The sequence below is a fragment of the Methylorubrum sp. Q1 genome (assembly GCF_004683995.1).
In the GTDB taxonomy this organism is placed as follows: Bacteria; Pseudomonadota; Alphaproteobacteria; order Rhizobiales; family Beijerinckiaceae; genus Methylobacterium.
Map to the genome: position 1 here is coordinate 1 of NZ_SRHQ01000022.1, position 21,245 is coordinate 21,245.

The 21,245-nt window shown below is 69.1% G+C and carries 19 protein-coding genes; 6 read left to right on the top strand and 13 right to left on the bottom strand.

What is annotated here, in order from left to right; translation table 11 throughout:
• Positions 1 to 27 precede the first annotated feature (27 nt).
• The gene (locus E4V01_RS19230; protein ID WP_193763243.1) at positions 28 to 720 is read left to right on the top strand and encodes a phosphorylase; all 693 of its coding nucleotides are present in this window, start codon (positions 28 to 30) and stop codon (positions 718 to 720) included.
• A 215-nt stretch (positions 721 to 935) separates the two neighbouring features.
• On the opposite strand, the gene hpnH is transcribed toward E4V01_RS19230, so the two are convergent.
• A complete protein-coding gene (gene hpnH, locus E4V01_RS19235) occupies positions 936 to 2,099 on the bottom strand; it encodes an adenosyl-hopene transferase HpnH (RefSeq protein WP_003601722.1) in 1,164 nt (387 codons plus the stop codon).
• 747 nt (positions 2,100 to 2,846) lie between these two features.
• On the opposite strand from hpnH, the gene E4V01_RS19240 reads away from it, so the two are divergent.
• The gene (locus E4V01_RS19240) at positions 2,847 to 5,495 is read left to right on the top strand and encodes an MMPL family transporter (protein ID WP_135299435.1); all 2,649 of its coding nucleotides are present in this window, start codon (positions 2,847 to 2,849) and stop codon (positions 5,493 to 5,495) included.
• A 113-nt stretch (positions 5,496 to 5,608) separates the two neighbouring features.
• Here the strand turns inward: E4V01_RS19240 and E4V01_RS19245 are convergent, their stop codons facing one another.
• The 6 genes from E4V01_RS19245 to E4V01_RS19270 all read right to left on the bottom strand — a co-directional run bounded on the left by E4V01_RS19245 (position 5,609) and on the right by E4V01_RS19270 (position 12,079).
• Positions 5,609 to 6,133 carry a hypothetical protein gene (locus E4V01_RS19245; RefSeq protein WP_135299436.1) on the bottom strand — a complete coding sequence of 175 codons (525 nt, stop codon included), beginning with the start codon at positions 6,131 to 6,133 and terminating at the stop codon, positions 5,609 to 5,611.
• 372 nt (positions 6,134 to 6,505) lie between these two features.
• Positions 6,506 to 7,348 (bottom strand): hopanoid biosynthesis-associated protein HpnK, encoded by an 843-nt coding sequence (hpnK, locus tag E4V01_RS19250; RefSeq protein WP_135299437.1) that lies wholly within the window; start codon positions 7,346 to 7,348, stop codon positions 6,506 to 6,508.
• A 130-nt stretch (positions 7,349 to 7,478) separates the two neighbouring features.
• Positions 7,479 to 8,903 carry a hopanoid biosynthesis associated radical SAM protein HpnJ gene (gene hpnJ / locus E4V01_RS19255; protein ID WP_003601712.1) on the bottom strand — a complete coding sequence of 475 codons (1,425 nt, stop codon included), beginning with the start codon at positions 8,901 to 8,903 and terminating at the stop codon, positions 7,479 to 7,481.
• 58 nt (positions 8,904 to 8,961) lie between these two features.
• Complete coding sequence (hpnI, locus tag E4V01_RS19260) at positions 8,962 to 10,158, bottom strand: bacteriohopanetetrol glucosamine biosynthesis glycosyltransferase HpnI (protein ID WP_135299438.1); 1,197 nt, start codon at positions 10,156 to 10,158, stop codon at positions 8,962 to 8,964.
• A gap of 173 nt (positions 10,159 to 10,331) precedes the next feature.
• Complete coding sequence (locus tag E4V01_RS19265) at positions 10,332 to 10,955, bottom strand: phospholipid-binding protein MlaC (protein ID WP_135299439.1); 624 nt, start codon at positions 10,953 to 10,955, stop codon at positions 10,332 to 10,334.
• On the bottom strand, positions 10,946 to 12,079 hold the full coding sequence (locus tag E4V01_RS19270) for an HpnL family protein (RefSeq protein ID WP_135299440.1): 1,134 nt from the start codon (positions 12,077 to 12,079) through the stop codon (positions 10,946 to 10,948). Before E4V01_RS19270 ends, E4V01_RS19265 begins: the two co-directional genes overlap by 10 nt.
• A gap of 211 nt (positions 12,080 to 12,290) precedes the next feature.
• Between E4V01_RS19270 and E4V01_RS19275 the strand changes: the two genes are divergently transcribed.
• Positions 12,291 to 13,484 carry an amidinotransferase gene (locus E4V01_RS19275; protein WP_135299441.1) on the top strand — a complete coding sequence of 398 codons (1,194 nt, stop codon included), beginning with the start codon at positions 12,291 to 12,293 and terminating at the stop codon, positions 13,482 to 13,484.
• Positions 13,485 to 13,909: 425 nt separating this feature from the next.
• Here the strand turns inward: E4V01_RS19275 and E4V01_RS19280 are convergent, their stop codons facing one another.
• The 6 genes from E4V01_RS19280 to E4V01_RS19305 form a co-directional block, all read right to left on the bottom strand.
• Complete coding sequence (locus tag E4V01_RS19280; protein WP_060770786.1) at positions 13,910 to 14,122, bottom strand: hypothetical protein; 213 nt, start codon at positions 14,120 to 14,122, stop codon at positions 13,910 to 13,912.
• A gap of 68 nt (positions 14,123 to 14,190) precedes the next feature.
• Positions 14,191 to 14,802: a glutathione S-transferase gene (locus E4V01_RS19285; protein WP_135299442.1), complete on the bottom strand. Its 612-nt coding sequence runs from the start codon at positions 14,800 to 14,802 to the stop codon at positions 14,191 to 14,193.
• A 50-nt stretch (positions 14,803 to 14,852) separates the two neighbouring features.
• Positions 14,853 to 15,995, bottom strand: a complete 1,143-nt coding sequence (locus E4V01_RS19290) for an alpha/beta hydrolase fold domain-containing protein (RefSeq protein ID WP_135299443.1) — start codon at positions 15,993 to 15,995, stop codon at positions 14,853 to 14,855.
• Between the two features lie 124 nt (positions 15,996 to 16,119).
• Complete coding sequence (locus E4V01_RS19295; RefSeq protein ID WP_003606993.1) at positions 16,120 to 16,341, bottom strand: hypothetical protein; 222 nt, start codon at positions 16,339 to 16,341, stop codon at positions 16,120 to 16,122.
• Between the two features lie 93 nt (positions 16,342 to 16,434).
• On the bottom strand, positions 16,435 to 17,283 hold the full coding sequence (locus tag E4V01_RS19300) for a metallophosphoesterase (protein WP_060772329.1): 849 nt from the start codon (positions 17,281 to 17,283) through the stop codon (positions 16,435 to 16,437).
• 35 nt (positions 17,284 to 17,318) lie between these two features.
• Positions 17,319 to 17,936 (bottom strand): cation transporter, encoded by a 618-nt coding sequence (locus E4V01_RS19305; RefSeq protein WP_060770782.1) that lies wholly within the window; start codon positions 17,934 to 17,936, stop codon positions 17,319 to 17,321.
• A gap of 199 nt (positions 17,937 to 18,135) precedes the next feature.
• Between E4V01_RS19305 and croR the strand changes: the two genes are divergently transcribed.
• From croR to E4V01_RS19320, 3 genes are all read left to right on the top strand, one after another.
• Positions 18,136 to 18,609, top strand: coding sequence for a 3-hydroxybutyryl-CoA dehydratase (gene croR, locus E4V01_RS19310; protein WP_003606989.1), 474 nt, complete (start codon positions 18,136 to 18,138; stop codon positions 18,607 to 18,609).
• Between the two features lie 7 nt (positions 18,610 to 18,616).
• Positions 18,617 to 19,483, top strand: coding sequence for an RNA methyltransferase (locus tag E4V01_RS19315; RefSeq protein WP_135299444.1), 867 nt, complete (start codon positions 18,617 to 18,619; stop codon positions 19,481 to 19,483).
• Positions 19,484 to 19,718: 235 nt separating this feature from the next.
• Entirely contained in the window at positions 19,719 to 21,218 is a 1,500-nt protein-coding gene (locus tag E4V01_RS19320) for an ATP-binding protein (protein WP_135299445.1), read from the top strand.
• The last annotated feature ends 27 nt before the right edge of the window (positions 21,219 to 21,245 follow it).

Sequence of the window (21,245 nt, forward strand, 5' to 3'; positions counted from 1 at the left end):
CACCGTCACGCGGTGATCCAGCACCCGGTGGCTCTCGGCGCGGTGACGGGTGGAGCGGTCCTCGCGGTCGCGGGATTGGCCCGCGAGGCCCGCATCGCCGCCGGGCCGGGCGTCGAGACGATCCAGGCCGGCGGCAACCCCGAGCGGTTGCGGGCCGCGCTCGACCGGCGGTCTCCCGGTGACCTGCGCGCGGTCGTCAGCTTCGGAATCGCCGGGGGGCTCGATCCCGCCCTGCGGCCGGGCGACATCGTCGTTGGCACGCATCTCGACGCGGACCGGCTTTTCCCTGCCGATCCCGACCTTGCCCGCTGCCTGTCGGAGCGCCTGACCGGCTCGCCGGATCGCGTCGTCGCGGGCGGCCTCGTCGGCTCCGCGGTCGCGGTCATGACCGTTGCCGACAAGGCGGCGCTGCATGCACGCACCGGCGCCCTGGCGGTCGATATGGAATCGCATGTGGCCGCCGCCTACGCCGCCCGCCATGCCCTCCCCTTCGCGGCGATCCGGGTGGTCTGCGACCCCGCAGGACGCGCCCTGCCCGCCTTCGCGGCCTCGGCCCTGACGCCGGAGGGCGAGCCGGACATCCGGGCAGTGCTCGGTGCGCTGCTGCGCGGCCGCGCCCGGATCGGCGAGCTGATTTGGCTCGGCCGCGATTCCTCGGCGGCCTTTGCGGCGCTCGCCCGCTGCCGGGCGCAGCTCGGACCGGGTCTCGGGTTGCTGTAAGGCCGCCTGACGAGGCGCTCGATCGCCGGTAGCTTCCCCCTTGCCTCATGACGGTGCAGCGGGCGTGCCACACGGGGCGCTCAGCCATCGCTACGGCCGTGGCGCGCCTGCTTTCCATCAGGCGGAAGACGATCCAGCGCGACGCCGTCGAAACGAAAAGACCCGCGCGGCTTGTGCCGCGCGGGTCTCTCATGGGGAGCGGGGAAGCGCGTCGCTCAGGCGGCGGTGCGCTTGCGGGCTTCCTGCTTGGTGTCGACGCCCGAGGCTTTGATCTCGGACAGCTTCTGGGCGACGTTGCGGGAGAACACGAACTCGGCCGGGCGCTGGTTCTCCAGCGAGATCTCCGGCGCCATGTCGCCCTCGGTCTTGATGCCGCGGATCGCGTGGATCAGCGGCTTCCACGGCTTCTTGACCGAATCGACCACCGAAGAGGCCTCGTAGCCCGAGTGGACCATGCAGTCGGCGCACTTCTCGTAGTTGCCGGTGCCGTAGGAATCCCAGTCGGTCTCTTCCATCAGTTCCTTGAAGGTCGCCGCGTAGCCCTCGCCGAGCAGGTAGCAGGGCTTCTGCCAGCCGAACACGGTGCGGGTCGGGTTGCCCCACGGGGTGCAGTGGTAGGTCTGGTTGCCGGCGAGGAAGTCGAGGAACAGGCCCGACTGCTGGAAGGTCCACTTCTCGCGGCCCTTCTCCTTGCCGTGCCGGAACACGCCGCGGAACAGGTCCTTGGTCGCCTTGCGGTTGAGGAAGTGCTTCTGGTCCGGCGCGCGCTCGTAGGCGTAGCCGGGCGAGACGGTGATGCCGTCGATGCCCATGCGGGTCACCGAATCGAAGAAGTCGGCGATCTTGTCCGGCGAGGAATTGTTGAAGAAGGTGCAGTTGATGGTGACGCGGAAGCCCATCTCCTTGGCCTTCGCGATGGCCGCCACCGCCTTGTCGTAGACGCCGCGCTGGCACACCGAGCCGTCGTGCATCTCCTTGTCGCCGTCGAGATGGATCGACCACGTGAAGTAGGGGCTCGGCTTGTAGTCCTTGATCTTCTTCTCAAGGAGCAGCGCATTGGTGCAGACGATCGCGAACTTCTTCTGCGCGATGATGCCCTGCACGATCTGCGGCAGATCCTTGTGGAGAAGCGGCTCGCCGCCGGCGATCACGACCACCGGTGCACCGCACTCGCGCACGGATTCGAGCGCCTCGTCCACCGGCAGGCGCTTGTTCAGGATCTCGTCCGGGTAATCGATCTTCCCGCAGCCGGCGCAAGCGAGATTGCAGCGGAACAGCGGCTCCATCATCATGACGAGCGGGTAGCGCTTCCGTCCCGTGATGTGCTGCTTGAGGATGTAACCGCCGATCTTCGCGACGTACCGTATGGGGATTCCCAAGACGCGGCTCCTTGGATGCGCGGGTTCCGGACTTAGCCGGGCTGCTTAGCGTGAGAAGGACAGGAGTTCCAGCGCATTAGGCTGGAACTGTTCCGAGAGGGCGCGCTTTGAGCGCGATTTCGAGAGACTGTGTCGTGCCGGTCTCGCGGCCGGCCTCCGGCTTCGGGGACGAAGCCCGTGGTCGCGCGATCCGAACCGGGAATGATCGTCTGATTTCCGCATTCTGCGGCAGATTTTTGACCGTTCCTCTGCACAGACAAGCCGCAAGGGGCGAAACGGGGCGAAACACGTTCACGAATTCTTGCACGATTTCTCGTGCGGCGTCCGCGACCCCGTCTTGAAGCCGACATCGTTCGGAATGCTTGTGCGAAGCGATATCGCCGCGCAATCCGGTTGCAGTGCGCAATCGCACCGCCGCCGCCGGATCGGACCGGTTTGCCGGGCCGCGTTGCATTCCCCCGCTGGGACAAGTAGGTAGCGCGCCAATGACACGAATGATTGGCGCGGAGGCTTGAGCAAGCTCTTCGCGCGATCCGTGTTCGACGGACAGGGGTCGCCGGCCGTCGGCGCCCCTGCCCGGTTTATCGCTCGCGAGGGTCACGTCCCGCGGGCCAAGACGAGGATCGATTCGGCGCGTCGCCGCCTGCTGAGGACGCCGCGTCCTGTTCGCGGGGAGGACGGGACTTCGGCGTCCCGGCCCGTCGTCACGCGGGGACAGGTCGGATCGTTAGGCAGACAGGGTTTTACGTGATCGAACGTCTCGTCGCGTTTTCCGTCAGGCGCCGCTGGCTGGTACTGGTGGCTGCGGCGCTCCTCACGGTCGCGGGCGCGGGCGCGGCCGCCCACCTGTTCCGCATCAACACCGATGTCGAGCGGTTGATCGAGCCGAGCGTCTCCTGGCGCAAGGACGAGATCGCCTTCGAGAAGGCGTTCCCGCAGCGCACGAATCTCGTGGCCGCGGTGATCGACGGCGAGACGCCGGAGATCGCCGAGGAGGCCGCCGCACGCTTCGCCGAGGCGCTCAAGGCGCACCGCTCCGAGATCGAGACAGTGTACCGTCCCGACGGCGGCCCGTTCTTCGACCGCAACGGCCTCCTGCTGATGTCGCAGGAGGAGTTGGAGCAGACCACCCAGCGCCTGATCGAGCAGCAGGGCCTTCTCGGGCCGCTGGCCGCCGACCCGTCGCTGCGGGGCGTGATGCGGGTGCTCTCCCTCGGCGCGAAGGGCGTGAAGAGCGGCGACGCCAAGCTCGAAGACCTCGCCCAGCCGATGGAGCAGATCGACGAGACCCTGCGCAAGACCCTCGACGGGCAGCGCGCCCGCATGTCGTGGCAGACCCTGCTCGCGGGCGGGCGCAACGAGACCACGGACACCCGCAAGTTCGTGATGATCCAGCCGGTGCTCGACTACAACGCGCTGGAGCCGGGCCGCGAGGCGACCAAACTGATCCGGCGCCTGGCCGCCGAGCAGAACATCGATGCGGCGCACGGCCTGCGCATTCGCCTGACCGGGCCGGTCGCGGTGGCCGACGACGAGTTTGCGACGCTCGCCGACGACGCCCTCCTGAACTACTCGCTGACGACCGCCGCGATCGTCCTGTTCCTGTGGCTGGCGCTGCGCTCCGGCCCCCTCGTCATCTCGGTCCTGATCACGACCTTCGCGGGTCTCGTCGTGACAGCCGCCCTCGGGCTCATCATGGTGGGCGAGCTGAACCCGATCTCGGTGGCCTTCGCCGCCCTGTTCGTGGGGCTCGGCATCGATTTCGGCATCCAGTTCGCCGTCCGCTACCGGGCCGACCGCTACGAACTCGGCAGCGTCGATGCGGCTCTGCGCGGTGCAGCGCGCGGCGTCGGCTGGTCGCTGACGCTCGCGGCGGTGTCGCTGCTGGCCGGCTTCTTCGCCTTCCTGCCCACGCAGTTCCGCGGCGTGTCCGAACTCGGCCTCATCGCCGGCGTCGGCATGATCGTGGCCTACCTGTTCTCGCTCACCCTGCTCCCGGCCCTGATCGCGGTGTTCAACCCGCGCGGCGAGAAGCGGGCGGTCGAGACGACGTGGATGGCGGGCGTCGACCACTGGATCATCGAGCACCGCAAGTGGGTGTTGATCTTCGTCGGCGTGATCACCCTCGCCGGCATCCCGCTGCTCTTGAAGCTGCCCTTCGATTCCAACCCGATGCACCTTCGCAGCCCGAAGGTGGAGTCGATCGCGACCTATCTCGACCTGATCAAGGATCCGGCCACCAGCCCGAACTCGATCGATGTGCTGGCCCCGAACGTCGATGCGGTCCCTGCCCTCTCCAAGCGTCTGGAAGGGCTCGATGCGGTCGCCAAGGTGATCTCGATCGACACCTTCGTGCCCCGCGATCAGGACCAGAAGCTCGCCACGATCCAAGAGACGGCGCAACTCCTCGGCCCGGCCCTCAACCCGTCGCGCAAGCCGCCCCCGCCGACGGATGCGGAGAACGTCAAGGCGCTCAAGGAGACGGCCGCGGCGCTGAAAAGCATCGCGAACGGCGATTCGGCCGGCGCCAAGGCGGCGGACCGTCTGTCGGGCACCCTCGACACCCTCGCCGCCGCCCCGGCGGAGAAGCGCGAGGCCGCCAGCGTCGCGCTCACCACCGATCTGAAGACCCTGATGAGCCGTCTGTCCGGGCTGCTCGATCCGAAGAAGATCACCCTCGACAACCTGCCCAAGCCGCTGAAGGCCGAGTGGGTGACGAGCGACGGCCGTGCCCGCATCGAGGTTCACCCCAAGGGCGACTCGAACGACGACGAGGTGCTGCGCCGCTTCGCCAAGGAGGTGCAGACGATCGATCCCCACGCCACGGGCGCGCCGATCGCCACGACCGAATCGAGCTACACCATCCTCGGCGCCTTCGTGCAGGCGGGTCTGACGGCGCTCGCGCTGATCTTCATCCTGCTCTCGGTCGCACTGCGCAAACCCTGGGACGTGGCGATGACGCTCGGCCCGCTGGTGCTGGCGACGCTGTGGACGCTGATGGCGCTCAAGGTCATCGGCATGCCGCTGAACTTCGCCAACATCATCGCCCTGCCCCTGATGCTGGCGGTCGGTGTCGCCTTCCACATCTACTACGTGATCGCGTGGCGCGCCGGCGTCGTCGACATGCTGGCCTCCAGCCTGACGCGGGCGATCTTCTTCTCGGCGCTGACCACGGGCACCGCCTTCGGCTCGCTGATGCTGTCGAGCCATCCCGGCACCGCCAGCATGGGCGAATTGCTCGCGCTGTCGCTGTTCTTCACGCTGATCGCGGCCTTCTTCGTGGTCCCGGCCTTCCTCGGACCCCCGCCGAAGCGGCCGGATGCCGACCGCCCCGAGGGCAAGGAAGCCGGCCGCCCGCCGGGCACGGTCGCCCGCGAGCACGCGACGGTGAAGTAGCTGCCGGATCTGTCCGGTTGGCGGTTCGGCGTTAGAGCATCGTCCCGAAAGGTGGTTGCCGGCTTTCGGAAAGAAGATGATGCGAAAACAACAGCCTCAAGCATCGTCCTGGATCAGGGATCCAGGACGATGCTTGAGTCGCCCGCCAACCGGGCCTGGATCGCCTCCAGGATCCAGGCCTCGCGGGTCTTGCCCGCCTTGGCGGCAGCGGCATCGATCTGCAGCGACAAAGCCGGCTTGACCCGCAGGCTCAGGATGAAGGCGGTCTCGCCCTCGTTCGGGCCGGGGGGATCGTAGACGAGGCTCGTCAGCGCGGAGGCGAAGCGCCGGACCGCCTCGCGCTGGCGGTCGAGCGTCAGGCTTTCATCCCGGGCGACGAGCGGGCAGTATGCGGCGACCGCGCGATCGACGATGACCGTGCGCGGCACGCCCTGGGCCCTGAGACGCTGTATGGCGGATGCCAGCGCTGTGCCTGCATTCGTCTCGGGTTGCGGTGAAACGATCGCCTGGGTGAGGACGGCATCGGCCTCCGGGTGCGGCGCCGACGGTGGTCCGCAATCCAGCCCGGCGGACGAGGCGGCTGTGGCTGCCAAGCCCGCTGCGACGGCAAGGGAAACGACGGCGGCGCGACGTCTCATGGGTCCGCATTCCTCACGGCTTTGGAGGGGGCTGCGCGGGCCCCTTCGAGGCGGCCTCCGTTGCCCCGCTCCGCTTGGATGGTTCCGGGCAGTCCGCAGGCTTCGGCTCCGTTCGGAAGATGCCCTTCAACCCATCGACCGGCGTTGATTTCGATCAGCGTTGAGGCACCGTCGCACCTGAACCGGCCCCGGTGAATCAGCCCGGCTGCGTTCGACAGCGTCCCCTCACGCCGATCCCATCGCTCGATGGGGGTGGAACGCGGGCTCCTGCACGATCACGAAATCCTGCCGGTTACCGTCCATCCCTTCGCGCGGAGGCCTCAAGCAGCCTCATTTTTTCCGAAAGCCGGCAATCACATTCGGGACGATGCCCTATGGCAGGAAATCCGAGAAGCCGCCCCGCTTGGCTCCGCCCCGCTCGACGGCCTCCCGCGCCTGCGGCGCGATCAGCGCATCCCGCTCGGCGGCATAAAGGTAGCCTGGGGCCTCCCCGGGGAAGCCGCCTGCACTCGCCGGGTGGGTGTAGAGTTCGGTGAGCCCGTCGGGCAGGTGGCGCAGCAGGGCGGTGACGCGCTCCGGGGTCATCGCGCCGGACCAAGCAAGGCCGAGGGTCCGGGTCGGGATCAGCAGGCCCGCCTGCCGGGCGCGCACGGCGAGAAGGGCCGACCACGGCGCCGTGTCGAGAGCGGGCTTGGCTTGGAAGCCGGGCTCCGCGCGCCGCAGCAGATCGCGCGGCTCGCGCGGCACCCGCAGCGCCCGCATCCCGTAATCGCGGCCGATCCGCAGCACCATTCCGGCGATCAGCGGGTGAATGTGGAAATGCTTGTGCGCGTTGACGTGATCGAGCGGCAGGCCCGTGGCGCGGAACGCCTCGAACTGCGCCCGGATCTCGGCGGCGAGCTGCCGCCGGGCGCTCCCCTTGAGGGCAAGGTCGAGTCCGAGCCGCTCCATGTCGCGCCGCATCAGCCCCTGCGCGTCCGTCAGGTCGGGAAGCTCGGCGGGCGGCAGGGTCGGCCACGCCTCGACCAGCACGAGGTGCAGTCCGATCCGCAGGGACGGCGTCCGCCGCGCGCGGGCGACGGCGTCGTCGGCGCCGGGCGCGGAGACCATCAGGCTCGCCGCGGTGAGGATGCCGTCGCGATGGGCCTGTTCGACGGCCTCGTTGACCTCACGGCTGAGGCCGAAATCGTCCGCGGTGACGACCAGTCGCTTCAAGCTCTGTCCCTCTCGCGGGTGTCGAGAGGGCAAGCCCTCTCGCGGGTTCAGGGTCGGACCCCTGGAAGCAGGAAAGGCCGGGCGGGTGCCCGGCCTTTCCTGTTTGCTCGATGGCGCCGGCGGCTCGGCGTTACGCGGCGGCCTTGCGGTCCCGGAGGAAGTGCCAGAACTCGACGCCCTCGCGCAGGCGGCGCTTCATCATCTCGGGCGAGCGGACCATCTCGTTGACGATCGAGGCGATCTTCGGGGCGCGGAAGTAGAACTTCCGGTAGAACTCCTCGACCGCGGAGAAGATCTCCGAGTGCGACAGGTGCGGGTAGTGCAGCGGCGCGATCTGCACGCCGTTCTCGTCCACGAGTTCGGCGTTCTCGACGTCGAGCCAGCCGTTCTCCACCGCCTGCTTGTAGAGGAAGGTGCCCGGATAGGGTGCCGCCAGCGAGACCTGAATCGTGTGCGGGTTGATGCGCTTGGCAAACGCGATCGTTTCCTGGATCGTCTCCTTCGTCTCGCCCGGCAGGCCGACGATGAAGGTGCCATGGATGGCGATGCCGAGTTCGTGGCAGTTCTTGGTGAACTTCTCCGCGACTTCGACGCGCATGCCCTTCTTGATGTTGTTCAGGATCTGCTGGTTGCCGGACTCGTAGCCGACGAGCAGCAGGCGCAGGCCGTTGTCCTTGAGAACCTTCAAGGTCTCGTAGGGCACGTTGGCCTTGGCGTTGCAGGACCACGTCACGCCGAGCTTGCCCAGCTCGCGGGCGATCTCTTCCGCGCGCGGCAGGTTATCGGTGAAGGTGTCGTCGTCGAAGAAGAACTCCTTCGTCTGAGGGAATTCCTTCAGGCAGTACTTGATCTCTTCGATGACGTGCGCGACCGAACGGGTGCGGTAGGTGTGGCCGCCGACGGTCTGCGGCCAGAGGCAGAAGGTGCAGCGGCTCTTGCAGCCGCGGCCCGAGTAGAACGAGATGTAGGGGTGCTTGAGGTACCCGATGAAGTACTTCTCCATCTCGAGGTCGCGCTTGTACACGCTCGTGACGAAGGGAAGCTGGTCCATGTCCGTCATGATCTCGCGGTCCTCGTTATGGACCACGACGCCGTTGGCGTCCCGATAGGACAGACCCTTGATCTCCGACATCGGCACGCCGTCGGCGACTTCCTTGACGGTGAAGTCGAACTCGTTGCGGGCGCAGAAATCGATGCACGGAGCCTGGGCCATGGAGCCGGCGGCATCCACGGCGACCTTGGCGCCGATCAGGCCGGCGATCAGCCGCGGATTGGCGGCCTTGAGCGCCTCGACGGTCTTCACGTCGGACTTGAAGGACGGGACCGAGGTGTGGAGCACCACGAGGTCGAAATCGTTGGCCTGGGCCACGATCTCTTCGAGCTTGATGTTGTGCGGGGGCGCATCGATCAGCTTCGAGTTCGGCACCAGAGCCGCCGGCTGGGCCAGCCAGGTCGGGTACCAGAACGACTTGATCTCGCGCTTGGCCTGGTAGCGCGAGCCGGCGCCGCCATCGAAGCCGTCGAAGGTGGGGGCCTGCAGGAAGAGCGTGCGCATGGGGTTCAAGGCCTCAAGGCTCGAGCGTTGGAATGTATAAGGGCGAATGGTTTGAAGCTTAGACCGAAGTCGCGCGCGACTCGCGACCGAGGCCGTGCTCCGGAATCAGCGTACCGTCCGCAACCACACGGTAATCGTGACCTTTCCATGTCACCGCACCCGAGACGAAGCTCCAGGTGAAGTTGATGAAGGACAGCATGTCACGAATCGGCAACAGCCAGTAGGCGTGGGGGGAGAGCCCGAAGGCCCGCTCGATGCGCAGGCACAGCAGGATGCGGCAGGTGAGGGCCAGGGCGGCGACCGCGAGCGCGCCGGAGCCGGCGCCGGGCATCAGCGCGGCGAGCAGCGCCAGTGGGAAGGCGTGGGTCACGACAGATCCGGCATAGCCCTTCGGATCGACGTTGCGGATGGTGCGGTTCCAGCGCAGTTCGTGCCGCCACAGGCCGGACAGCTCGGTATCGACGCAGGCATGCCCGATGGTGAGGGCCGGAATCGCCACCGTGCCGCCCTCGGCGCGCAGGGCTTCGCCGATCGCGTAATCGTCGGCCAGATCGTCCTTGAACGCGCGGAAGCCGCCGATGCGGGCCAGCGATTCGGCCGTCATCGCGATGGTCGAGCCGAAGCAGGGCCGGGCGAGATCGAAGGTGGTGCCGAGGATGACGTTGGGCACGAACTGCACGTCGATGGCGAGCGCTGCGAGTTGGGCGCATAGGCCCCGGTCGCCCGGAACGCCGTGATAGAGGCAGGTCACGCCGGTCACACCCGGCTGCGACAGGGCGGCGGCGACGCGCTCGAGATAATCGGTCTTCACCGACATGTCGCTGTCGGCCAGCACCACGACGGCGTGGGCGATCCGCTCCGACATGTTGATGAGGTTGGAGACCTTGCGGTTCGAGCCGTGCTGGCTCGGATCCACCACGAGGTCGAGGCGCAGGGCGGGATGGGCTTCACGCAGGCGCTGCACCACGGCAATCGCCGGGTCGGCCGCGTTCTGGACACCGAACACGATCTGCACCGGGCCGGCATAATCCTGGCGGCAGAAGCTATCGAGGTTCTCGAAGAGGTCCGGCTCCAGGCCGCAGAGGGGTTTGAGGATCGTCACACCGGGGCGCGGCGCATCGGCCGCGAACGCGGGCGACGGCCGCGCGGCGAAACGGTCGACGAGCCAAGCCGCGAGCAGGGCATAGACGCAACCGGCGAGCGCCATCAGCAGAAGCACAGATGCGATCCAGGCCGGCAGCTCGTTCAGATCCATGGCGCGGCGTTGCTCGCTGCTGTCTTGGGGCGGGGCCGCGGGCGGCGGTCTGAAGTTGGTGAAGCCTGGACGCCGCCCCAAACGGGTCGCGGTCGGCTCCAGGCCTTATCGGTGGTCTCGTTCCTGCCGAATCGATGGCCGGCGGAGCGCTTCTCAATCCCTCGTCTCTGGCCCTACTCTCTGGGCGAGACTTTGACGGCGAGCATCCCATCGGTGCGTTCGCGCATAAATTTCAGCAGGCTGTCGGCGCCACCCTTGAGCGGGTCGGCGAAGCTCGCCCGCATCGAGGCGACCTCGCTGACATTGCCGTTGAGCAGCACGTCCTGCACCTTGTGGCCGGCGTTGACGACGTAATCGACCTCCGAATCGTCGCCGTCCTTGTTCGAGACGCGGGTCGAGACGATGCGGTTGGGCCCGCGCTCCTCGCTCTTCGGCTCGATCTGGAACTTGCCGCCCGCCGCCTGCGAGAGGCGATTGGCGTAGAGCGTGACGAAGTACCGGCCGAAGGTCTCGGTCAGCGCTTCCTGCTGCTCGGGCTTGAACGTTTTCCATTTCGGGCCGACGGCGGTGCGCACCATGGCGGGCGTGTCGAAGGTCTCGGCCAGGGTCTCGCCGACGATCGCGAGCCGGCTCTTGAGATCGCCCGCGCCGTTCTTCAGCGCCTCTTCGAACTTGGCGTAGAGACGCCGGATCGGCGCCACGGCCGGATCGTCGGCGGCCCGGACGGGGTGCGGTGTCGCCGTGAGGGCGAGCATCGCCACGGCGGCGGCAAGGAGGCTGCGGCGGTTCAGGCGCACTTCTGGAGCGCTCCAGCTTCGTTGTCGGAGGAAAGCGGGGCGGGGGTGCGGGGGGCGGAGAAGCCGTAGGCCGGGGCGAGCGGGGCACCGCCCGAGCGGCGGCCGAGCCGCGCCCGGATCGCCCCGAGCCCTTCGCGCACCGTCTCGGTGCCGTCGGTCTCGGCAGGCGCCGCGGCCTTGCGCTCCATCAGGCTCCAAAGGGCGAGGCTCGGCAAGCCGACGGCCAGATCGGCGACGCGCTTGACCAGGGAGAGGGCGAGCGCCGCCTCCGGCGGGATGCCGAACAGGGCGCCCAGAGCGATCAGCCCGCCCTCCTGGGCCCCGATGGCGCCGGGCACGACGAAGGCGGCGCCGCGCACGGCCTGGGCGAGGCTCTCGATCACCAGCGCGTCGAGGAAGCTGATGGAATAGCCCATCGCGTTGAGGGCGACCCACACCTCGAGGGTGCCGGCGACCCAGCCGACGAGGTGGATCAGAAGCGCCGCACCGACACGGGCGCGGTTGCCGTAGAGGCGGCGCAGGTTCTCGAACAGCACGTCGATCGCGCCGAGCGCACGCCACTCGCGGCCGGCGGCGAAGCGGCTCAGCGCGGCCTCGATCAGGCGGTGCCCGCTGCGGCGCTGGATGACGTAGAACGCGGCCAGCGCCGGAATGGCGACCAGCACGCCCCCCGCGACGGTGCGGACCATCGGCCCGTCGCCGGTGATCTGCATCAGCAGGAGGAGCCCGGCGATGGTGAAGACGAGCTGCGTGACCGCCTGGGTCATCAGATCGACGAACATGCTGGCGCCGGCCATGCCGCCCGGCGTGCCGCTGCGGGTGAGCAGGCGCGCGCCGATGAGGTCGCCGCCGACCTGCGCCACCGGCAGGAGCGTGTTGATGCCCTCGCGCACGAAGCGCAGCGCGATGCAGTCACGCAGGGTCGGGCCGGCGCCGCGGGGGAACACCGCGTGCCAGCCGAGGCCCGCCCAGGCGACCGCCGCAAAGCGGGCGAGCACGACGGCGAGCGTCCCCCAACCCGCGCTGACGACCGCGGCGGTGACATCGGACACGCCGGAAGACAGGAACAGCGCGAGCGCCGTACCCAATCCAACGATCGATGCCAGTGTTGTGAGACGCTTCATCAGCCTCTTTCGATCATCGGCGAAGGCTTGTGTTGTCGAAATCCCACCCGAAGCGACCATCGAAGCTTAGCCGGTGGTGGGAAGCGTTCCGGCAGGTTGCAGCTTTGATCTGCCCTGTCTATCACCCGATTGACACACCGGGGAGCAAAGCGGCGCCCGCGGTGGCCGCTGGCGACGATTGTCGCGCGATGCCGCTTCTAGGGAGCCTCAAATGGATCGCGAGCCGCAGATCACGGCGGATTCCGCCCTGGTCGACGACGCCTCGTCGACGGGTTTTTCGCAGGGCTACGAGGGCCGTAACGACCTGGGAGGACATTCTCCCGCGACCCGTAGCCCGGTGATGGCCTGGAACGAGTGGGATCCGCTGGAGGAGGTGATCGTCGGCTCGCTCGACGGCGCCACGATCCCGACCCACCACCTCACCGTGATCTTCAACCTGCCGCGGGCGGCCCAGCCGTTCTACCGCTTCGCCTCCGGCTGGAAGTATCCGAAGTTCATGAAGAAGCTCGCGCAGGCCGAGCTCGACAACTTCATCTCGATCCTGGCCGGCGAGGGCGTGAAGGTGCGCCGCCCGGATACGGTCGACTTCTCGAAGAAGTTCAAGGCGCCGCGCTGGACCTCGCGCGGCTTCTGCGTCGCCTGCCCGCGCGACCCGTACCTCGTGATCGGTGACGAGATCATCGAGAGCCCGATGTGCTGGCGCTCGCGCTACTTCGAGGGCGACGCCTACCGCTCGCTGTTCAAGGAATATTTTCGCAATGGCGCGCGGTGGACATCGGCACCGCGCCCTCAATTGACGGATGACCTCTACAACTACGATTATCGGGTGCCGAACCTGAAGGCCGGCGAACCGATGCAGTTCACGGTCAACGAGTTCGAGCCGGTCTTCGACGCCGCCGACTTCGTGCGCTGCGGCCGCGACCTGTTCGTGACCCGCTCGAACGTGACGAACCTGATGGGCATCGAGTGGCTGCGCCGCCATCTCGGCCCCGGCTTCCGCATTCACGAGATCGAGAGCCGCTGCCCGCAGCCGATGCATATCGATTCGTCGTTCATGCCGCTCGCGCCCGGCAAGGTGCTGGTCAACCCCGACTACATCGACGTCGAGAAGCTCCCGGCGGTGCTCAAGAAGTGGGACGTGCTGATCGCCCCGCGCCCCGACCCGGTCGAGGGCTTCATGAGCAAGATCTCGATGTGCTCGCCCTGGACCTCGATCAACGTGCTCGCCATCGACGAGAAGAAGATCGTCGTCGACCAGAGCCAGCCGACCCTGATCAAGGCCCTGAAGGATTGGGGCTTCGACCCGATCCCGGCGCCGTTCCTGTCCTACGGACCGTTTGGCGGCTCGTTCCACTGCGCCACGCTCGACGTGCGCCGCCGCGGCGTGCTGAAATCGTACTTCTAAAAAGCATCGTCCTGGATGCCTGATCCAGGACGATGCTTGAGGCGCTTGTTTTCGCATCATCTTTTTTCCGAAAGCCGGAGGTCGCCTTTCGGGATGATGCTCCAGGAAACGGCCCTGCCCGGCAGCGGGCGGGGCACTTCATCGATCCGGAGCCTGCCGCGCACGCCTCGCGGCGGGCTCTTTTCGTTTCCGGCCGCGGTCGTGCTCTTGGATGGCAGGGGCTCCGCCCCGCGAGGACGGTGCGGATCATCCACCCCGTCTTCATGCGCGTCGGCGACGTGATCCGGAAACGTCGTGTTGCGGGATGAGTGTCTCTCACAAAACGCCCGCCGCGCTGTCATCGCCAGAACGACAACGGTCAGAGACCGGGAGTTTTGTGAGGCACTGGCCTCTCGACCGGAACGCTTCGACCCGCAGAGGCAGGTTCACTCGCCGACATATCGTCCGGGCAGGCGCGTCGCCCGCTGGTAGGTCGTCCCGGCCAGCGCCAGCGCGCCGCCGTATTGCAGAAAGCCGTTCTCGGCGAGCCCGTCCGGCGCGAACGGAACCTGGAGCGCGAGCCGGGTCAGCGCATTGAGCGCGATGATCGCGAGGCAGAAGACGGCGGAGGCGAGCGAGGCGGCGACGAAATCGGGCATGGTGGATCTCCCGGCAGGGACGGCCCAAGCTTAGCAAGGGCCGAGCCAGCCGGAGGACCCATAAGAGGCTATCCGACGGGCGGACGGGTCGCGCGCATGGAGGGCCGCTCCTCGAAGCGCGCGAACCACGCGGCGAGCCGGGGCGCGTCGTCGCGCCAGGCGATATCGGAGAAACGCAGGTCGAGGTAGCCGAGCGCGCAGGCGAGCGCGATCGTGCCGATATCGACGCGATCGCCCGAAGCCTCCGCGTGCTCCTCGAACCACGCCAGCGCGCTCTCGATCTTGGCGGTCTGCCCCTCGATCCAGCCGGCCGAGCGCTCGGATTCGGGACGTGCGGTCAGCTCGTAGCGGATCAGCAGGGCGGCATCGAGTACGCCGTCGGCGGTGGATTGCTCGTTGAGCGCCTGCCACCGCGCGTCGCCTCCGGCCGGGAACAGCCGGCCGCCGCCGAGCGCGTCGAGGTATTCGCAGATCACCCGGCTGTCGGCGAGGCCTTCGCCGGAGTCGAGGATCAAGGTCGGTACCTGCGCGAGCGGATGCTGTGCCAGCACCGAGCGGTCGCGCTTGACCGGGTGGACGGCGCTCGGCAGCAGCTCCAGACGCCCGGCGAGGCCGAGTTCGTGGGCGACCACCATCACCTTCCGCACGAAGGGCGAGCTGTGCGAGTGGAACAGCTTCATCGGCTTGTCGGCATCCTTTGAGGTTTCGGGTCGAGGCGGAAGACGGGCGGTCAGCGCTGCACGGCGGCGGGCGTCGCCGGTACCTTCGGCATCTCGACGCCGAGGCGCTTGACCGGCCAGCCGTCGCCCCAGCGGCGCATGTCGCTGAAAGCGGGATCGTTCTTCAGGCTCTGGGCGTCCTTGCCGGCGAAGGCGGCCGTCGCCGCCATGTCGAAGGTGCGCCAGAAGGCGAGGAAATCGAGGCTGTCGGCGCGGGCGTTGTTGATCTGCGAGACCAGGGTCGTCTGCTCGCCCGAAAGCGCCATGTCGGCCGACCAGCGGAAGGGCGGCGGCTTCTCGCCGGGCGGGTCGGGCGGCAGCTTGATCGCGCCGCCGTCATAGGCCGCGTCGAGCCCGGCGGGCGAGGCGAGCGTCGCGGTGAGCGCGGGGAAGCCGTGGTCGTCCGAGAGCGCCCGCACCAACAGCTTGCGCTCCGGCGGCACGGAACGGGCGTCGCGCAGGATGCGCCGGGCGGCGGCATCGGCGGCCCGCGCGTCGCGGTCGCCGATCACCGTGACCAACAGGGTCTTGGGCGACATGCCGTCGAGATCGCCGAGCGGGATGCCGCGGGACTTGGCGTCCCGGGCGATGCCGCCGGGCATCACGACGTAGACGAGCTTCGGCGCGGGCAGGCCCTCCTGTGCGGCTTCCGCTGCGAGGTGGGCGGCAAGCGGGGCGCCTGCCAGATGCCCGATCAGGGCGAGACGGCCGGTATCCGGCTTCGCGTCGGCGTCGCCTGCGAGGTCCGCCAGCGCCGATTTGAGCAGGCGCGCGGCGATGGCCGGCGCGTCGGAGGGCCGGGTGCGGTTCACCTCTTGGAAGCGGGGAAACAGCACGAGCCAGCCATGGCGGGCGAGGTGGTCGATCCAGGCACCGTAGGCCTGCGGGTTCGGCGCGCCCCAGGCGTGCAGGAACACCGCCACCGGCCGCCCGCCCTCGGGCGCCGGGCCCGCCTTGTAGAAGGCATAAGTCGCCGCGCTCGCCTTGCCGACCGCGCGCTTGGTGATGGTGGCGGCCTTGTCGCCGACGCCGCCCGGTCCCTCCGCCGGCTGGGCCGGGGGCGCGGCGGCGAAGACCGGCCCGGCCACGGACAGGGCGGCCAGCATGCCCAGGGCGGGCCAACGCAGGGCGGCAAGTCCGGATTTCGGGCGCATCAATCTCTCGACGATCGGCGAAACACTGTGCCGATCCCCTCCGTTCGCGTGAATTTCAGGGCTCGACCGCGCCTGAATAGCAGATTCCGGCGCGGAGGCGACGCCGGAGGGGCAACGGTCCAAGCTATTCGCGTTCCTTCACCCGGCGGCACTCGGTCTTGAGGTAGCTCGTCTTGCCGACCTCGTCCCTCAGGTCGGTGCGGGCGATGATCTCCTGCCAGCCGTTGGTGCAGCCGAGTTCGTTCGCGACGCGGACCTTACGCACCTCGCTCGCCCGTTCGTCGTTGCAATCCTGCTGCGGGATGCCGTTGGCGCAGACGAGCACGACGGCGATGAAGGCATTCATGGCGAATCTCCCGCTTTTTTGTTGGCTTTTCCCGCCTGTGGCGAGCCGGAGCCTTACGCACGAAGCCGGCGTCGGGTTTCGTCCGTGAGAACGCTATCCCACCTCGACGATGAGATCGTTGCGAAACGTCTTTCCCTCCACCGGGTTGGCGAGCCAGCGGGTGCGCCCGATCCGCAGATCGTGCCCGGCATGGAAGTGGCCGGAGATCCAGAGATCGGGACGGTCCGCGTCGGGCAAGTCGTCGAGGATCGTGGTGGCGTAGAAGGCCGGCACCCACCACGGCACGCCGGGGCTGTCGCGGAACGCGTCGGCGGCGAGCGGGCTCGGCGGGTGGTGCGTGACGGCGACCGTGGGGCCCTGGTGGGGCTGGGCCAGCGTTTCGAAAAAAGCGGCCCGCTCGCGCAGATGGGCTTCCATCGCGTCGGCCGGCGACCAGGGCTCGCGGTCGGCCCGGCGGATCGAACCGCGGTACTCTCGCGATCCGGTGACGGGATCGGTCATCCGCGCGGCCGCATAGGCGACAGGGTCGTCGGGCCGGTCGGGCGTGTCGTCGGTGAGCCAGCGCCCGGCGAGTGACCAGTCGCTCCACAGTGTGGTGCCGACGAAGCGCACGCCGCCGATCACCGCCGCCTGCCCGCCCTGGAGCAGGTGGATGCGGCTGCCCAGCCCGTTCAGCCGGGCGACCTCGCGCTCGAGCGCGGCGAGGAGTTCGGGCGCCGTGCGCGGATCGCCCGTCGGGGCGTAGTGCTCGTGGTTGCCCGGCACCAGCACCACCGGCCGCTCGCCCGCCAGCGCCAGCACCGTGGCGAGCCCGGCTTCGGGCTGGCCCTCGTGCAGGTCGCCGGCGCAGACGAGCACGTCGAAGGCGGCCTCGGGCGGCGGGATCATCTCCGGGCGGCGGCGTTCGAGATGCAGGTCGGAGAGGGGAAAGAGGCGCAGCACGGCGTCCGTCGGTTCGAGGGAGAAGTCGGAAGGCGTCAGGCGCGGGCCTGCGCCGCTTCCTCGGCCGCGGCACGCCATTCGCGGCGGGCGGCCTTGAGCACGTCGAAGGCGGAATCGGCGTTGATGACGGCGATGCCGCCTGCCGCCACGAGATCGGGCCAGGGCGAGAGGGTCAGCGCGGTGGCGGCTCCTGCGATCATGATCGCGACGTTGGCGGCGACATCGTTGCGGGCGGAGAGGTAGGCTGCGCGGGTGAGGCTGCCATGGCCGTCGCGGTGGCGGGCGAGCATCAGCGCGCAGGCGAGGTTGACGAGGAGCGCGCCGAGGCCGGTCAGCGTCAGCGGCACGGGGGCCGGCGCGGTGAAGTCCGAGAATTTTTCGTAGGCCGCCCAGGCCGTGGCGAGGCCCGGCACCAGCAGGATGGCGGCCAGCAGGGTGCCGAGCCGCGCCCGGTTGCGCACGCTCCAGCCGATCCCTGCAAAGATCAGTAGGTTGATCGCGGCATCCTCCAGGAAGTCGAGGCTGTCGGCGATCAGCGCCACCGAGCCGATCGCGAGCGCCACGACGATCTCGATGCCGAAATAGCCGAGGTTCAGCGCCGCCACGCGGGCGACGACCGGGCGCAGACTCGGCGAGGGCGGCAGACGAGGCACCGGCGGGTTCCCGAGGGTGGGGCGAAGCGGGCCGGTGATGGACCGAGGCGCCCTGCCCTGTCGAGGCCCTTCCCAGCGGCGGGCCTCTCGGCCCATTGTCCGGCTGGATTTGCACGCGCGGCTGTGCAAGGCGAAAGATCTGCCAAAGGACAGCCAAGCCGCCTATCGAGCGGCGATCCGGACCGGGGAGGCGTTGACCATGTTGCCCGAACTGCGCGTGCTCTATTTCGAGGATCTCGAAGTCGGACTGACGGAGATTCTGAAGAAGGAGATCTCCTCCTCCGACGTGGTGGGCTTTGCCGAGATCACCGGCGACCGCAACCCGATCCACCTCTCCGAGCACTTCGCCGCGCGCACGCCCTTCGGCACCCGCATCGCCCACGGCCTCTACACTGCGGGCCTGATCTCGGCGGTGCTCGGCACCCGCCTGCCGGGGCCGGGCGCGGTCTACATCTCACAGACCCTGAACTTCCGCGCGCCCGTGCGCATCGGCGACATCGTCGAGGTGAAGGTCGAGGTGGCCGAGCTGATCCCCGAGCGCCGCCGCGCCCGGCTGGCCTGCACCTGCTCCGTCGGCGACGAGGTGGTGCTCGACGGCGAAGCCCTGGTGAAGGTGCCCAAGAAGGAAGAGGCCGATCCGCTCGCCATGCGCATGGGCGGCGGCCGCGCCTAAAAAACGCTTGCCCGAACCGATTGCCATCGACGATCCGGACGACCCGCGGCTCTGCGCCTACCGGGCCGTGCGCGAGCGCGACCTCGTGGGCCGGCAGGGCCGCTTCATCGTCGAGGGCGAGGTGACCCTGCGGCTGCTGTTCTCAGGGGATGCCCGCTTCGCCGCGGAATCGGTGCTGCTGGCGCCCGAGCGCTGGCCGGGCTTTGCGGACGTGCTGCGTGGGGACGGGCCGCCGGTCTATCTCGCCGGCAAGGACGTGATGAGCGCGGTGGCCGGCTTTCCGATCCATCGCGGCGTGCTGGCGGTGGGCCTGCGCGGCATGGAGCCTCCACCCGAGTCCCTGATCCCACCCGCCCCTGCCCCGGCCCTCGTCGTCGGGCTCGTCGGGTTGACCAACCACGACAATGTCGGCGGCCTGTTTCGTAACGCCGCCGCCTTCGCCGCCGACGCGGTCTGGCTCGATGCCGAGACCTGCGATCCGCTCTACCGCAAGGCGATCCGCGTCTCGGCCGGCGCGGCGCTGACCGTGCCCTTCGCCCGCGCGGCGAGCGGGGCGGCGCTGCTCGATCTTGCCGAACGCCACGCCCTGACGCCGCTCGCGCTCACCCCTAGCGGGAGCAAGACGCTCGATGCCCTGGATCCGCCGTCTCGCACGCTGCTGCTGCTCGGGACCGAGGGGCCCGGACTGCCTGAATCGCTGATGACCCGCGCCCGCCGCGTGCGGATCGCCATGGCGCCAGGCTTCGACTCGCTCAACGTCGCGACCGCAGGCGCGATCGCGCTGCATCATCTGGCGGGGCAGCGGCTTGCAGCTGAAGCCGAATTGTCCCGCGCCTTCCGCGCGCTCAGCGGCAGCGTCGATCCCGATCTCTGATCAGGTGCCATCCGCATCGTCGGAGCGGCGTGGCAGGCCGCCCCCGTCATGGCGAGGCGGAGCCGAGGCCATCCAGCGCTCGCCCTCTCCGGATGGGTCGCGCCGCTGGATCGCTTCGCGTCCGTTCGCGATTGACGGCAAGGGCTGCGGCCTCCCGCCTGTGGACGGCTCAGGCCCTCGCGGACCTCGGCCGGCCGGCGCATGTTAGAAGCAGCGGGCGCCAGCGGGGTACGGGATGGGCTACGAGATCGATCTGGGTCGGGCCGGCGACAAGCCCGGGTTGATGGACCTCACGGAGCTTCTGGCGACGCGCCTCCTCGTCCAGGGCAATTCCGGTTCGGGCAAGTCGCACCTGCTCCGGCGCCTGCTGGAGCAAAGTGCGGGCCTGGTGCAGCAGGCGATCATCGACCCCGAGGGCGACTTCGTCACGCTGGCCGAGCGCTACGGCCACGTCGTGATCGAGGCGGACGGCAACGAGGCGGAACTCCTGCGCATCGCCGCCCGCGTCCGCGAGCATCGGGTCTCCGTCGTGCTCTCGCTGGAAGGGCTCGACGCCGAGGACCAGATGCGCGCCGCCGCCGCCTTCCTCGGCGGCCTGTTCGATGCCGACCGCTCGCTCTGGTACCCGATGCTGGTGGTGGTGGACGAGGCGCAGCTCTTCGCCCCCGCCGCCGCGGGCGAAGTCTCCGACGAGGCCCGCCGCCTCTCGCTCGGCGCCATGACCAACCTGATGTGCCGCGGGCGAAAGCGCGGGCTGGCCGGCATCATCGCCACGCAGCGTCTGGCCAAGCTCGCCAAGAACGTCGCGGCGGAAGCCTCGAACTTCCTGATGGGCCGCACCTTCCTCGACATCGACATGGCGCGCGCCGCCGACCTGCTCGGCCTCGATCGCCGCGGGGCCGAGATGTTCCGCGACCTTGCCCGAGGCCATTTCGTCGGCCTCGGCCCCGCGCTCTCGAAGCGCCCGCTGCCGATCGCCATCGGCCCGACGGTGACCGAGAGCCGCAACGCCGCGCCCGACCTGCTCCCCCTGCCCACCATGGGCGAGGAGGCGCGCGCGCTGATCATGACGGCGTCGGCCGAGGAGGAGGCAAGGCCCCTCCCCGCGCCCCGGCCGAAGCCCGTCCGCGCGCCCGGCCCCGACGTGCTGGTCCAACTCGCCAATTACCGGCCGCCGGTGCGCGACGATCTGCCGGAGGAGGAGCCGATGGATCCGGCCGAGCGCGAGGCGGCGATGGCCGAGATCCTCGCCTCGGTGCTGGCGGATTCGGACGCTGCCGCCTGCACGCCCGCCACCCTCTACCAGGATTTCACCGTCCGCTGCCGCATCCGCCGGATCGGCGGCGAGGCGATGGGCCTGCCCGAATTCAAGCGGCGGCTCGCCGTGGCACGGGCCGGCGTCCAGGGCGCCACCGCCGAGGGACCCGGTTGGGAGCGGGCGCAGGAGATCGCCGCCGGCCTGCCCGAGGATCTGGCCGGGCTGTTCCTGCTCATCGCCCGCACGGCGCTCGAAGGCTCGCCCTGCCCGTCCGACGCGGCGCTCGCGGAGGCCTACGGTACCTCCTCGGCGGGGCGTGCCCGGCGCATGCTGGGCTACCTTGAGGAGCGTGGCGCCATCGTCATGCGCCGGGATCTGCGCGGTGCGCCGATCATCGCCGTGCCCGATCTCGACGCCGAGACGGGCCCGCAGATCGGCGCGGCCGCCGTGCTCCCGCTGCGTCGGCGACGGCCCTGAACGCGGACGGTTTCGGCCTGTCGATGG

What these genes read in the sequence shown, in the direction of transcription:
- hpnJ (WP_003601712.1), bottom strand. Translation starts at nt 8,903, where the DNA reads ATGCGCACGCTCTTCCTGCAGGCCCCCACCTTCGACGGCTTCGATGGC.
- E4V01_RS19280 (WP_060770786.1), bottom strand. Translation starts at nt 14,122, where the DNA reads ATGCCCGATTTCGTCGCCGCCTCGCTCGCCTCCGCCGTCTTCTGCCTC.
- E4V01_RS19290 (WP_135299443.1), bottom strand. Translation starts at nt 15,995, where the DNA reads ATGCGCCCGAAATCCGGACTTGCCGCCCTGCGTTGGCCCGCCCTGGGC.
- E4V01_RS19320 (WP_135299445.1), top strand. Translation starts at nt 19,719, where the DNA reads ATGGGCTACGAGATCGATCTGGGTCGGGCCGGCGACAAGCCCGGGTTG.
- hpnI (WP_135299438.1), bottom strand. Translation starts at nt 10,158, where the DNA reads ATGGATCTGAACGAGCTGCCGGCCTGGATCGCATCTGTGCTTCTGCTG.
- E4V01_RS19295 (WP_003606993.1), bottom strand. Translation starts at nt 16,341, where the DNA reads ATGAATGCCTTCATCGCCGTCGTGCTCGTCTGCGCCAACGGCATCCCG.
- croR (WP_003606989.1), top strand. Translation starts at nt 18,136, where the DNA reads ATGTTGCCCGAACTGCGCGTGCTCTATTTCGAGGATCTCGAAGTCGGA.
- E4V01_RS19275 (WP_135299441.1), top strand. Translation starts at nt 12,291, where the DNA reads ATGGATCGCGAGCCGCAGATCACGGCGGATTCCGCCCTGGTCGACGAC.
- E4V01_RS19285 (WP_135299442.1), bottom strand. Translation starts at nt 14,802, where the DNA reads ATGAAGCTGTTCCACTCGCACAGCTCGCCCTTCGTGCGGAAGGTGATG.
- E4V01_RS19270 (WP_135299440.1), bottom strand. Translation starts at nt 12,079, where the DNA reads ATGAAGCGTCTCACAACACTGGCATCGATCGTTGGATTGGGTACGGCG.
- E4V01_RS19245 (WP_135299436.1), bottom strand. Translation starts at nt 6,133, where the DNA reads ATGAGACGTCGCGCCGCCGTCGTTTCCCTTGCCGTCGCAGCGGGCTTG.